We start from the raw sequence: 13,037 nt of genomic DNA, 5'->3' as shown, positions 1-13,037 counted from the left end.
TGTCGTAATCAGGAAAGTACCGAGAAAGTGTCGCGCCGCCGTCAATCGAAGTATGCTGTAGCGCGGCCGTTCCACGCGCGACACCGGTTGCGGCCGAAGGAAAACCCAACAGCCCCGCGATCCATCCGGCGGCAAGAATAAACAGATTTCGGCCGGGAGTGGGACGGCAATCATGACCATGCTGCGTTCGTGGGGTGCGCTTCTTTCGTTGCTGGCACTCGTTGCATGCGCGAGCCTGCCCCCGCAGGCCGAGCGCGTGCCGACGCACGCGTACACCGATACGGACAACACGCGGCTGGGCGTCGCGTTCCAGAAGCAGGCCAGTGCGCATCCGGGGCAGGACGCGTTTCATCTGCTGACCGATCCGGTCGATGCGCTGGATGCGCGCGTGTTGCTCGCCGATCGCGCGGACCGCTCGCTCGACCTTCAGTACTACATCTGGCATGACGACCTGACCGGGCACGAGCTGGCCGACGCGATCATCCGCGCGGCCGATCGCGGCGTGCGCGTGCGTGCGCTGCTCGACGACCTCGGCACGAACGCGGACGACCGCAAGCTGCTCGAGATCAGTTCACATCCGAACATCGAGATCCGGCTCTTCAACCCGGTTGCCACGCGCCGGTTCAAGAAGATCGGCACCGTGTTCGAGTTCTCGCGCATCAACCGGCGCATGCACAACAAGGCGATGATCGCGGACAACCAGGCAGCGATCGTCGGTGGCCGCAATATCGGCGACGAGTATTTCGGCGCATCGTCGATGCTGGAGTTTGGCGATCTCGACGTTGTCGTTCACGGCCCGGTCGTGAAGGACATCTCGACCGAATTCGATACGTTCTGGAATTCCCCGTATGCGTATCCGATCAGCGCGCTAGTCGGGCATGATGCGGCGCCTGGCGGGCTGGATCGCGAGCGCGAACGGTTGCGCGACTACCTGAGGGCCATGGAAGACAATCCGTACGTGCTCGAGGCCAGGCAGCGGCTCGACCAGATCGTTCATGGGCAGGGCACCGAACTGTCATGGGGGCACGCGACGGTGCTGTACGACGATCCGTCGAAGATCGCACACGCGCCGAAGGACAGCGACGGGCACCTGATGCCGCAATTGCGGGCGCTCGCGTTGCAGCCCGAACATGACCTGCTGATCGTGTCGCCGTACTTCGTGCCGGGCAAGGAGGTCGTCGAGCGGCTGCGCGCGCTCACGGCGCGCGGTGTGCGTGTGACGGTACTGACCAACTCGCTTGCGTCGACCGACGTGGCGGCCGTGCATGCGGGCTACCGGCGCTACCGAAGCGATCTCGTGGCGGCCGGCGTGCGGCTTTACGAGCGGCGGCCATCGGGTGACAAGAGTATCTCGAAGCAGGTCATCATCGGGTCGTCGCGTGCGTCGTTGCATGCAAAGACCTACGTGTTCGATCACAAGAGCATTTTCATCGGGTCGATGAATCTCGATCCGCGTTCGCTGAATCTCAATACGGAAATCGGCGTTTACTGCGAGAGTCCGGCGATTGCGTCGCAGGTGGCCAACGATCTGGAGGCACGGCTCGATCGGATCGCGTGGCGGGTCGAGCTGAGGACCGATCCGGCGGGCAAAGGGCAGCTCAAGTGGATTCAGACCGATTCGGACGGGAAGGTCACCGAGCGCGATCACGAACCGGAAGTGTCTACCGCGCGGCGGATGGAAGTCTGGTTCCTCGGGCTGTTTCCGCTCGAGTCGCAACTGTGAGCAACGATGCCGCGCGCGACACTCAGCAACGCGTGCGGCCGTGCTGCTCGATGACGGCCGCGAGCTGCCTCGTCGCGGTCTCGATCGTCGTGTCGCTCAGCCCCGAGTATCCGAGCACGAAGCCGTTGTACGGCCGTCCGTCGCCGACCCGGTAGCTGCTCAGCGGCTGAAGCAGCAGGCCATGCGCGGCTGCGGCGCGGGCGACGTCGGTATCGTGCAGCGGCATCGCGAGATCGGCCGACAGATGCATGCCGCCCGGGCTTTCGCGAACGCTCAGCACGGCGCCGAGGTGACGGGCGAGTGCGGCTTCGAGGCTGCTCCGCCGCTCGGCGTACAGCGTCCTCATCCTGCGCAGGTGTCGTGCAAAAAGGCCGGTATCGATGAATTCGGCCATCGCCAGTTGATCGGCCGAGTGGCCGCGATGGACGAGTTCGCGCAGCGTGCGGGTGAAGCGGTCGACCAGCGTCGGTGGTACCACCATGAAGCCAAGCCGGAGGGCGGGAAACATCGTCTTGCTGAAGGTGCCGAGATAGCAGACCGGTGCGTCGGCGTCGAGACCCTGGATCGCGGGCAGCGGCTGGCCGCCGAGGCGGAACTCGCTGTCGTAATCGTCCTCGATGATCCACGCGCCGCACGCACGTGCGTGCTCGACGAGCGCCGCGCGCCGACGGGGGCTCATCAGCGCGCCGAGCGGGTATTGGTGCGACGGTGTCGTATAGATCAGCCGGGGCGGGCGGGTGCGCCACTGTTCGTCGGTTGGCGCCATGCCTTCATGGTCGACCTCGATCGGCACGAGCTCCAGGCCGGTCGACCGGAATGCGGTTCGGGCGCCGTTGTAGCAGGGGTTCTCGAGCCAGCCATATTCACCGGGATTCGCGAGCATGCGCGCGCACAGTTCGAGGCTGCTTTGCGTGCCGTCGGTGATGAATACCTGGCCTGTTTCGCAGCGCACGCCGCGCGAGACCCGGATGTAGGCGGCCACGGCACGCCGCAACTCGGGCAGCCCTTCGACCGGGCCGTAGGCGAGCTGCGCGGGCTTGATGACTTTCCACGCGCGCTCGATGCAACGGCGCCACTGGGTGACGGGGAATTCATCGAGCGAAGGGAGGCCGGGAACGAACGGCAGCATGCGTTCGGGTTCGGGATCGGCGTTCTCCAGCCCGTGCACGCGCTCGGCCAATCGAACCGGGGCGGGGCCGCGTTCGGGCCCGGTGCTGGAACGGCCGCACCCGTCCCATCGCGTGATCGTCCCGTTGCGCGTGGCCGCCACGAAGCCTTCCTCGGCAAGGCGCTCGTACGCATAGACCGCCGAGTTGCGCGCGATGCCCAGCTCGGCCGCGAGCACGCGCGTCGATACGAGTCGCGTGCCGGGCGGGATGTGCCCGTCCAGCAGCAGGTTGCGCAGGCTCCGGTACAGGGCTTCCTGCTGGCTGTGGCGTGTCGTGCCGTCCTGTCTGGAAAGCGATGAGACGAGCAGCGCGAGATCCATGGGCTGGTTCCAGAATTTTTTGGTGAGCTGGTTCTTTTGAAGATCCGATGCGCGTCGTATCGTTCACGTTCCCGTGGCGCCGGCCGGTGCGCGGGCATGTGCAGCGATCGTCACGGATAGGCGCGTGTGCGTATTTTGATCGATTTGGAAAGTGACTGTCGATGGGCCGATCGACCGGTCATTCGCGCGTGCAAGGTGTAGCGTTCGATGCCATTAACTTCGTAGTGCAAATATATTTGGAGTGAATGCCTGCGCGTTGCCGAAACGCGGGCCGCTCGATGCGCGCAAGGGCGTGCAAACAGGAAAGCGAAACATGCAAGACCAGACCGTCATCTCCCCCACATCCCGCACCACTATTCACCGCCTACCGGAGCTGGCAAGCCACGATCGCGAGATGCTTCATCGCATCGTGGACGAGGCCTACGTGTGCCACATTGCATTCGGTTCCGGCGAGGACACGCACTGCATCCCGACCGCGCACTGGAGACGGGGCGATCACCTCTATATTCATGGGTCGAACGGTAGCAGGATGATCAAGGCGTTGGCGGCGGGTGTACAGGCCTCCGTCGCGATGACGTTGCTGGACGGCCTCGTGCTGGCCAGGTCGGCCTTCAACCATTCGATGAATTACCGGTCCGCAGTGATCTACGGGCGGTTCGAGATGGTGGAGGGTAGTGCGGACAAGCTGGCGGCGCTGGATGCATTGATGGACAAGATCGCGCCCGGTCGCAAGCATGACGCGCGGCCTGGCAACGACAAGGAACTCAATGCGACCAGCGTGCTGCGGATTGCGCTTGCCGAAGCAGCGGTAAAAGTCAGCGATTCAATGCCGTCCGACAAGGACGAAGATCTCGCGCTTGCTGTCTGGACGGGGATCCTGCCGCTGAAGACGACGCGCGGTGCGCCGGTCCATGCCGAGGGTAGCGCGCCGGTGCCGGATTATGTCCGGAACTGGGAGGAGTAAGTTGCACGGCACCGCCGTGCGGTTTCGCTGAAAACGGTGGCGCGCGAAATATTGTGCCGAGCGGGGTTCGCACGCCAACGAGACGCGGTTTCGCCAGCCGGCAGTGCGAAACCCGCGCTGCCGGCTGGCGTGTATTTCACTCGGCGCGATGCTCATGCGTCTCGTGTGGCGGATGCGACGCCGCAGCGTGCGGATGCGGTGCGGGTGCGTGCTCGGGGGCCGGTTGCCGCGGCTGTGCTGCCGCGTGTTCCTGCGGTTGCGCTTCGTTGTGCGGCGGCGCCTCTTTGTGCACTTGCTGCTGAGTCTCGTTGCGTTGCTGCATGGCTTCGCGCTGCCGTTGCTGCTCCGCATTGTGTTGCTGCAACGCCTCGCGCTGCTGTTGCTCCGCTGCGTTGTGTTGCTGCATTTCCTCGCGTTGCTGCTGCTGCGCGGCGTTGTGCTGTTGCATCGCCTCGCGCTGCTGCTGAGCTTCGTTGCGCTGTTGCTGCTGCAATTGCTGCTGCTGGGCGGCCGCACGATTTTCCTGCGCAGCGTGCGCCTGCTGCATGGCCTGCTGCCGCTCCTCGCGCATCGCGCCGGGCGCATGCTGTGCTGGTGCCTCGGCATGCGGTTCGTTCGCACGGTTCTGTGCGAACGCGCCAGGCGACGGTCGCGCGCCGGGGCGTGCATCGTTCGCGCCGAAGTGCGGCATCGTCATCGGCACGGCGCCCGGGCGTTGCTCCATGGCCTGCCCGCGCATGGGCTCCGCACCCGGCTGCATCGTGTTGCGTTCGATCGTCGTGTTCGTCGTATTGTTGGTGACGTTGCCGCCGTAGTTGTTCGTGATTCGCGTGTTGCGGATGTTGGTGATGTTGTTGATCACGGTGGTCGACTTCGACACGTACGTGGTGTGGTTGTACACCACGGCCGGGCGCTCCCAGCCGCCGTTCCAGCGGGGGCCTTCCGGACGCGGCGCGCCCCAGTTCATGCCCCATGCATGCCAGCCCCAGTCGTGGTGCCCGAAGATCGCGGCGCCGACGGCGATGCCGACGCCGAACGTGATCACGCCGGCGGTAACGACTTCCCCCGTGCTGTATGAAGGCGGCCGGTACACGTAGCCGGGGTAGGCCGAAACCGGCTCGCCGTAGACGACCGTCGGGTTGTACGACGGGACATAGACGACGTCGGGCTGTGCCGATTCGATCTCGATGGCCTGCGCGGGGGGCGGCACGATCGCCGGCCCGGCGTAGACCACGGGCGCATCGTTGGCCGGCGTATAGCCGGTCGGTGCGGCCTGAGCGACTTGCGTGACCCGCATCTGGCCGCCCGAGCGGAGATGGCCGGAGGTCTGCGCGCGCTGGCGCATCACCTGGATCGCGTTCATCACGTCGGTGGGGTCGTTGTAGTACGCCTGGCCGAGCGACGTGGTCCAGGCCGGGTTCGACGCCATCTGCGACAGCACCGCGGGGAACGCGGTCAATGCCTTGACGGACGGATCCCACGGCTGCGTATCGGCGGCGGTGGCGAGTGGCTGTCCCTTCAACGACGGGTTCTGCATGACCCAGTTATTGGCGGCCGTGACCTGATCCGGGTACGTTGCACCCGCCAGCACCAGCGCGACGAGCTTGTCGGGGAACAGTGCGATCGGCGCGACCATCTGGTAGAGCTGGTCGGCAGTCGGCGGCGTGTAGGCGACGGGCGTCGAAGCGGGCTGGGCTGCGGCGGCCGCGCTCGCGTCGCTGGCCGCAGCGGCGGCGCTGCTGTCGGCGTTCTTGTTGCAGGCCGAGAGGCCGAGCAGCGACACGATGAGGGACGACGCGAGCAGCGTTCTGACGGGGCGGTATGCACGTGTGTGGTTCATGTGGTTCGTTCGGCGTTGTGTCGGCGTTGGCAGTCACGCGGGCCGCGCGATCGGCTTGAGCACGGTGCCGCGACAGTCAGCGCATGCCCGGGGGGCATCGGCCGGGGTCGGCGGCAGGGTCGTGCTCGCAGCGTGGTCGTCCCGCGACGAATCGATATATTCAGTTAAACGCACGACACGCGCGGAAGTTGTCTGCGTGTTGTGTAACAGTGTGTACCTTGCAGTCCGTAAGCGGGCGGGTGCTGCCCGGGTAATGGACATGAAAGTTGCTTGCGCAACGATTGCAAGGTTGGCGAGCGCATCGTCGCGCCGGAGGCCGCGCCTCGAGAGTGCGCGGAATACAAAAAACCCGCAAAGGCCTTGCGGCCCTCACGGGTTGTTCAAGCGATCACATCCGGTTCCATGCATGCGTTGCGGTGCGCACGCGGAACCGGGGCAGTCATCGATCCATCAGCGTGCGAAATCCGACGTGCTCTGGATGAACGTGTTCAGCTTCGAGATGTTCACGCTGCCGAAGCCCGTCGTCGCGTCCCAGCCGGCCTTTGCCTTGTAGCCGTAGGTGCCGCTGCCGTTGTTGCCGGACGTGACGTCGTGCAGCAGTGCCGCGTTGCTCGGGAAGTACTTGTAGAAGCTCGACGCGGGAAACCCGAGCGCATTGTTGTTGGCGGACTGCAAGCGCGCCCAGATGCCCGTGAAGATCGGCGCGGCGAGGCTCGTGCCGCCTTCGTTGTTGAGGTAGCCCGAGCCCCACAGCGTGTTGGACGTCTGGCCGTTGACGACGAGAATCGCGCCGGTGCGCAGGTCCGCGTCGAAGCCGACGTCAGGCAGTGCGCGCTTGGTCGATCCCGTGAGGCTCGACGATTGCCACGACGGCGCGGCTTCGTACTTGCTGTACCCGCCGCCCGTCGACCACACGGTGCCCGGCTGCCAGCTCGGATCGTTCCAGACGATCTCGCTGTTGTACGCGTTGCTCGACGTATTGGTGAACAGCGTCGTGCCGCCCACGGCGATCACGTACGGCGACGTTGCCGGCTCGCTCACCGTGTAGGTCGAGCGCGACGGCGTGCCGCTCGCACATTCGTACGCGCCATGATCGCCGGCGGATACCGAGAAGGTCTGCCCCTGCGCGACTGCCTGCTTGAAGATGGTGTCGTCGGTGGCCTGCGAGCCGGTGCTGTTCGCGGACGATTCGCACACGCCGAGCGATACGTTGATCACTTTTGCGACGTTGTCGGTCACGGCCTTGTTGTACGCGGCGGTGATCGCCGTGAGCGTCATCGACGGCGCGACGTAGAACACGACCTGCTTCACGCTGCCGCCGGCCGCGCCGACGATCGACTGGCTGTCGAGGTTCCATTCGACGGTGCCGTCGGTGTCGGTGTACGAACTGCCGGACGGGCCCGTCTTCACGATGCTGCTGCTGATCGTGCCGAGACTGTTGTTTGCGGCGAACGTATTGAGGTCGCTTACCGTCTGCGACAGGTCGCCTTCGGAGATGATGCCGACGGTGGTCTGCGAGGCGGTCGGCGTGCCGTCGCCGCCGTAGATCGACGAGAATTCGGTCGGGTTGTGCGGCACCGCCGATGCGCCGGCCGGAATCGTCAGGTTGCTGGTGTTGCCTTGCGGCTGGCTGCCCGCGCCCGTGTGCATCAGCTCGACGTTCTGCAGGCCCAGCACCGAACCCACGACGCCGCCGATCGCGTTCGGCACTTGCGCGGCGTCGGTATTCGCGTAGACGCTGCGGCCGTTGCGCGTGAAGCGCTTGAGCGTCGTGCGGAACGCGGACTTGATGGTGGCGGCGGTGCCGGACGCGGAGACCAGCAGGCGGTTCGGCGCGACCACGATGTTCACGAAGCCTGCCTTGCGCAGATGCGCGACGACCGAGGCGACCTGCTGGTCGGTCGGCGCATATTGCGACGCGAACTGCGCCGGCGTGAGGAATTGCCGGTAGTGCGGCGAACCAGGCGTATGCAGGTCGTGCAGATACTGGTCGAGTTGCGCCTCGTTGCGCAGGTTCAGGCCGAGCACGATGTCCACCGACTCGCCCGGCGCCATCTCGACGGCGGCTGCTGCAGCCGCCGCCGTGCTCGCGGCGGGCGCGCCGGCCGTACCGGCTTCGCTCTGCTGCACGAGCGGCAGGAAGCCCTTGGTGTGCGTTTCCGTCCAGCCGGCCGCAGGCGCGGCGTGGGCGGTCGCCATGCCGAACGATGCGGCTGCGGCGGCGAAGGCGAGTTTGACGAAGCGATTGTGCTTTTGATTCTTGTCTGCAACCTGATTCATTTGAATTACCCCTCCGGTTGAACATCGAACAGCACGAACAACAACGGTCGACAGCGGTACGGGTCATGCACCGCCGATTTCTGTCGCACGCATGCGGATGGCACGGACGCGACAGGGCCTTCCGCCCGATCCGGAAAGGTGTCTTGTCTCCGGGGGCGAAATACGGAAAACGCGGTAACGGGAAGGCTGCGCCGCGATACGACGCAACTGCGCCGGACGGGGCGCGGGCGAGATTGCTAGAGCAACAGTTTCGTTGTCCTGCTCATTTGATTCGATCCTTCGGCCCGCTGCCGGATGGCAGTTGTCCAATGAGATGCATCGGGATGTTGCATGCGTCGGCGCGCGAACGATGCGGCCGGCGGCGAGCATTGCGGTGCGGCGGAAGCAAAAACGTAGAGCGGAAGCGATTGCGTAGTGAGCAATTCGTCAGATTGCTTGCATCGGACGGTATCAAGAACGAAAGCGAGGTGTCAAACTTTTTTTGATTATATGAAACTAAATTAAAGCGAATAGGTGCAATGTTTTTGAAAATATTGGCAGTATTTTGTAATGTCCGGGGCCGCTAAAGAAAGTAATGCGGAATGCGATTTGCCGATCGTTTCCGGTTTGATGCGTAATGGGGCAATTGGCCGATCGTATTCGAGGCGGGACTCGAATCGCCGGACGCGGTGAAGCGAGGCGAGTCCGCGGGCATCAGGAAGCAGGGCATGAAGCTACTGCCTTGCACCCGCATGCCGCAGCGCGTCCACGGCTTCCGTGTTGTCGTGCGACCGCGCGAGCTGCAGCAGCGACTGACCGCGCCGATCGGCATGATTCGGATTCGCGCCACGCGCGACGAGGAGCGGAATCAGGTCGAAGCGATTGAACAACGTGGCGAATCCCAGCGCGGTTTCCCCGGCGCCGTTCGTCTGGTCGATCGGGCATGGCGTGTCGATCAGGCGCCGTGCGATGTCGGGTTCGTTCTTGAAGAGGGCGCCCATCAGCGCCGTGTTGCCGTGACGGTCGCCGGCGCATGCATTCGCGCCGGCCGACAGCAGGTAGTCAAGCGCTGCCGGCTGGCCGTCGTAGGACGCGAGTATCACGGCGGTGAAGCCGCTGCTGTCGGTGGCGTCGACCGGATAGCCGGCGTCGTGCAACGCACGCAGGATGTCGACGCGTCCGACGCGGGCGGCGTCGAACCAGTCGCCGTCGTAGCGGCGCAGCGCGGCAGGGTCGGCCGGCGCATACGCCGGCTGCTCGGGAAGGTGCGTGCAACCGGCGAGCGCGGCCAGCGCCAGGACCGTTGCGGTGGCGCGGATCGCGCGCGTCAGGCGTTCGGATTGCATGAGGATGTCCTGGGGGGTAAGGTCGACGTGCGCGGCGCTACCCCGCACGTCGACGGCGACCGGAGTCGCGGGATCAGTTCTCGCTCAGCTTCGCGGCGAGCGCCTGCACTTGCCCGACGTCGGCATGCACGGCCTGCGCGAGACGCGTGCCGTAGTCGGCATCGGCCTTGTAGAAGTACGACAGCATCGCGTACTGGTTGTGCGCGTTCGTCACCTTGCCGAGATCGCCGGACAGCGCGGTGATCAGGTCGTCCCTGTCCTGCGGCGACAGGCCGCGGTAGTACTCGCCCGCCTGACGGAACCGCAGCTTCTTGTGGATCGCTTCCTGCTGCGTCGTGCCGTTGAGCGTCATGCGCACGGACTTGTACTGCGGATCCGGCGCGAGTTCATGCAGTGTAGACGGTTCGTAGTTCACCTCGCCCTTGCGGTCGCCGGCGTTCATCTTGCCGTCCTGGTTGTTGTTGACCACCGGCACGACGGGCCGGTTGATCGGCAGGTCCATGTAGTTCGCGCCGAGCCGGTACATCTGCGTGTCGGCGTACGCGAACAGCCGGTCCTGCAGCATCCGGTCTTCGGACGGCTCGATGCCGGGCACGAGTCGCGACGGCGCGAACGCCGATTCCTCGGTCGACTGGAAGTAGTTGTCGGGCACACGGTTCAGCGTCATCGTGCCGATCTTGCGCTCGGGCACACCGGTCCACACCTTCGTGTCGTCCAGCGCATCGAAGTCGAAACGATTCAGGTCCTGCGGCGTGAGTACCTGCACGTACAGATCCCACTTCGGGAAGTCGCCTTGCTTCAGCGCGCCGTACAGGTCGTTCGTCATCATGTTCCAGTCGCGCCCGATCGATGCATCGATGTCTTGCGGGCGCAGGCCGTGCACGCCTTGCTGGCTCTTCCAGTGGAACTTCACGTAGTGCACGTCGCCGTGCGCATTGACGAACTTGAACGCGTGCACCGCGAAGCCGTCCATGTGACGATACGAATCGGGCATGCCCGCGTTCGTGTACAGCATCGTCAGCATGTTCGTCGCTTCGGGCGTGTGCGCGAAGAAGTCGAATGCGAGATTCGGGTCCTGCACGCCGGTCACGGCGCTCGGCTTGTTCGCGTGAACGAAGTCGGGGAACTTGATGCCGTCGCGAATGAAGAACACGGGCCAGTTGATACCGACCATGTCCCAGTTGCCCTGTTGCGTATAGAACTTCACCGCGAAACCGCGCGGATCGCGCGCCTGTTCAGGCGAGCCGCGATAGCCCATCACGGTGGAGAAGCGCACGAACACCGGCGTGCGGGTGCCGGGCGTGAAGACCTTCGCTTTCGTCAGGTTCGAGATGTCGGCGGTCGGCACGAACTCGCCGAATGCGCCGGTTCCGCGTGCATGCACGACGCGTTCCGGGATGCGTTCGCGATCGAAGCGCTGCAGTTTCTCGATGAGTGCGGAGTCTTGCAGGAGCACGGGGCCGGCAGGGCCGGCCGTCTGCGAATTCTCGTTGTCGCCGACGGGGGCGCCCGTGTCTCGCGTCAGTTCGGCGGCATGGGGGGACGCGGAAAGTGCAACGCAGATCGCGGCGACTGCGTGTCTCAGCACGCGATGGGAGGATGGGGACATGACGATGGAACTCCTTGAATCCGATCGGTGGTGGGGAAGCCGACTGAATTAGAAGAGATCGTCAGACGATTGGCTAATTGATATTCGATATGTTTCCGATAGCGACGGCGGCGATGCGGCGTGGGTGCGGCGTGGGTGCGGTTCTCATCGACGCAGGCGATGAATATTGTTGTGTACGCAATGAGTTGTTGCGTCGCGCGCCGCGAAGCGATCCGCAAACGTCGAACGCGGGCGCTTTGGACTTGCGATCCACATGTCGAGCATCGGCGCCGCAGTAGCCTCGACAAATCCTGCCGTGCAGCGCCGAACAACTCGGCATCACCCCGCGCCCGTCTGCCAACCGAGCCCGAGGTTTTTTTGCAGCGACACGTAGTCCTTGATCAGCTCGGCCTGCCCGGCGATCACGTTCTGCTGCGCGGCCAACGCTTCGCGTTGCGTATCGAGCAGGTCGATCATCGATGCGACGCCCGCGCGATAGCGCTCGTCCATCAGCGTCCTGGAATGCACGGCCGACGTCTGCACCTTGGTGAGCGCAACGACGTGTTCGCGCTGATGCCCATAGCGCTGCAATGCCGTGTTGGCATCCTGCAGGGCGCCGAGCACCGCCTTCTGATAGTTCGCTTCCGCCTCGTCTCGCGATGCTTCGGCCGCGCGCACCGCACCGCGCGTGCGCCCGAAGTCGAGAATGTTCCATTGCAGATACGGCGCGCCGACCCAGGTGAAGTTCTGCTTGCGGAACAGGTGGCCCGGATCCGTCGCGCTGAAACCGAGATCGCCGAGCAGCGTCACCTTCGGGAAATAGTCGGCGACGTGCTCGCCGATCTGCGCATTGCTCGATGCGAGCCGGCGCTCGGCCGCGCGAATGTCGGGACGCTGTTTCAGCAGCGTGGCCGGATCGCCGATCGCGACGCTGCCGGGCAGCGTCGGCAGCGTCGCATCCGGTGTCGACAGTGCCGCGTCGAGCGCACCGGGTGCGCGGCCCGTCAGGATCGCGAGCCGGTCGAGCGATTCCGTCACCTGCGCGTCGAGCGGGATCAGCGATGCGCGCGTGTTTTCGACTTGCGTCGTCAGGCGTTCGATGTCGGCATCGGCGGCAACGCCACGCGTGCGCCGCTGCTGCGTGAGTTCGAGCATCTTCTGCTGCAGCTCGGCAGTGCGCCGCGACAGCGCAAGCCGCTGCTGTTGATCGCGCAGGTCGATGTACGCATTGGCGACTTCGGCCGTGATCGACACCTGCGTGTCGGCCAGATCGGCGTCGACCGCTTCCGCTTGCGCCGATGCCGCTTCGACCGCGCGGCGCGTGCCGCCGAACAGGTCGATTTCCCAGGTTGCGTCGAAGCCTGCCGAATAGAGCTGCAGCGGGCCCGAGCCACCCAGCGACGGCGAGGTGCCACTCGATTGGCTCGAACCGTTCGACGGCAGCAGCGAACCGAGCGCGCTGACGTCGGGCTCGCGCATGCGGATGGCGGCGACGGTCGCCGACGATTTCGGCAACTGGGCCGCACGTTGTTGCGAGAGCTGCGCGCGTGATGCGCGCAAGCGGGCTTGTGCCGCATGCAGATCGGGGTTGTACGCGAGCGCGGCGATGATCAGGTCGTCGAGCTGGCGATCGTCGAGCGCGTGCCACCATGCGCTCGGCGCGGGCGCAGCGGGGTCGACGCCGGAGGCCGGCGCGCGCGCGAAGGTCGGCGCATCCGGCGCGGCGGGCGCGCCGCGATAGTCGGGGCCGACCGTGCAGCCGGCGAGCAGGCACGCGGCCGCGCACAGCGTGAGCGCAGGGCGGCGGGGCAGGGAGAAGGGTTTCATC

At 65.3% G+C, this 13,037-nt stretch carries 8 protein-coding genes; 2 read left to right on the top strand and 6 right to left on the bottom strand.

Features of this window, described 5'->3' with window-relative positions; translation table 11 throughout:
• Positions 1-172: 172 nt before the first annotated feature.
• Positions 173-1,723: a phospholipase D family protein gene (locus CFB47_RS27920; RefSeq protein ID WP_089462940.1), complete on the top strand. Its 1,551-nt coding sequence runs from the start codon at positions 173-175 to the stop codon at positions 1,721-1,723.
• A gap of 22 nt (positions 1,724-1,745) precedes the next feature.
• Here the strand turns inward: CFB47_RS27920 and CFB47_RS27915 are convergent, their stop codons facing one another.
• Positions 1,746-3,212, bottom strand: coding sequence for a PLP-dependent aminotransferase family protein (locus CFB47_RS27915; protein ID WP_089462939.1), 1,467 nt, complete (start codon positions 3,210-3,212; stop codon positions 1,746-1,748).
• Positions 3,213-3,525: 313 nt separating this feature from the next.
• On the opposite strand from CFB47_RS27915, the gene CFB47_RS27910 reads away from it, so the two are divergent.
• Positions 3,526-4,176 carry a pyridoxamine 5'-phosphate oxidase family protein gene (locus CFB47_RS27910; RefSeq protein ID WP_089462938.1) on the top strand — a complete coding sequence of 217 codons (651 nt, stop codon included), beginning with the start codon at positions 3,526-3,528 and terminating at the stop codon, positions 4,174-4,176.
• A 136-nt stretch (positions 4,177-4,312) separates the two neighbouring features.
• Here the strand turns inward: CFB47_RS27910 and CFB47_RS27905 are convergent, their stop codons facing one another.
• From CFB47_RS27905 to CFB47_RS27885, 5 genes are all read right to left on the bottom strand, one after another.
• A complete protein-coding gene (locus CFB47_RS27905; protein ID WP_089462937.1) occupies positions 4,313-6,016 on the bottom strand; it encodes a DUF3300 domain-containing protein in 1,704 nt (567 codons plus the stop codon).
• Positions 6,017-6,466: 450 nt separating this feature from the next.
• On the bottom strand, positions 6,467-8,296 hold the full coding sequence (locus CFB47_RS27900; RefSeq protein ID WP_089462936.1) for a protease pro-enzyme activation domain-containing protein: 1,830 nt from the start codon (positions 8,294-8,296) through the stop codon (positions 6,467-6,469).
• A 713-nt stretch (positions 8,297-9,009) separates the two neighbouring features.
• Positions 9,010-9,621, bottom strand: a complete 612-nt coding sequence (locus tag CFB47_RS27895) for an ankyrin repeat domain-containing protein (RefSeq protein ID WP_089462935.1) — start codon at positions 9,619-9,621, stop codon at positions 9,010-9,012.
• A gap of 73 nt (positions 9,622-9,694) precedes the next feature.
• The gene (locus CFB47_RS27890; RefSeq protein WP_089462934.1) at positions 9,695-11,230 is read right to left on the bottom strand and encodes a catalase; all 1,536 of its coding nucleotides are present in this window, start codon (positions 11,228-11,230) and stop codon (positions 9,695-9,697) included.
• A gap of 318 nt (positions 11,231-11,548) precedes the next feature.
• Positions 11,549-13,036, bottom strand: coding sequence for an efflux transporter outer membrane subunit (locus CFB47_RS27885; RefSeq protein WP_089462933.1), 1,488 nt, complete (start codon positions 13,034-13,036; stop codon positions 11,549-11,551).
• Position 13,037 lies beyond the last annotated feature (1 nt).

The sequence above is a fragment of the Burkholderia sp. AU27893 genome, from assembly GCF_002223205.1.
GTDB lineage: Bacteria > Pseudomonadota > Gammaproteobacteria > Burkholderiales > Burkholderiaceae > Burkholderia.
Note: the sequence above shows the minus strand (reverse complement) of the source record. Positions and strands in the feature narration are given on the sequence as shown.

What these genes read in the sequence shown, in the direction of transcription:
- CFB47_RS27920 (WP_089462940.1), top strand. Translation starts at nt 173, where the DNA reads ATGACCATGCTGCGTTCGTGGGGTGCGCTTCTTTCGTTGCTGGCACTC.
- CFB47_RS27915 (WP_089462939.1), bottom strand. Translation starts at nt 3,212, where the DNA reads ATGGATCTCGCGCTGCTCGTCTCATCGCTTTCCAGACAGGACGGCACG.
- CFB47_RS27910 (WP_089462938.1), top strand. Translation starts at nt 3,526, where the DNA reads ATGCAAGACCAGACCGTCATCTCCCCCACATCCCGCACCACTATTCAC.
- CFB47_RS27905 (WP_089462937.1), bottom strand. Translation starts at nt 6,016, where the DNA reads ATGAACCACACACGTGCATACCGCCCCGTCAGAACGCTGCTCGCGTCG.
- CFB47_RS27900 (WP_089462936.1), bottom strand. Translation starts at nt 8,296, where the DNA reads ATGAATCAGGTTGCAGACAAGAATCAAAAGCACAATCGCTTCGTCAAA.
- CFB47_RS27895 (WP_089462935.1), bottom strand. Translation starts at nt 9,621, where the DNA reads ATGCAATCCGAACGCCTGACGCGCGCGATCCGCGCCACCGCAACGGTC.
- CFB47_RS27890 (WP_089462934.1), bottom strand. Translation starts at nt 11,230, where the DNA reads ATGTCCCCATCCTCCCATCGCGTGCTGAGACACGCAGTCGCCGCGATC.
- CFB47_RS27885 (WP_089462933.1), bottom strand. Translation starts at nt 13,036, where the DNA reads ATGAAACCCTTCTCCCTGCCCCGCCGCCCTGCGCTCACGCTGTGCGCG.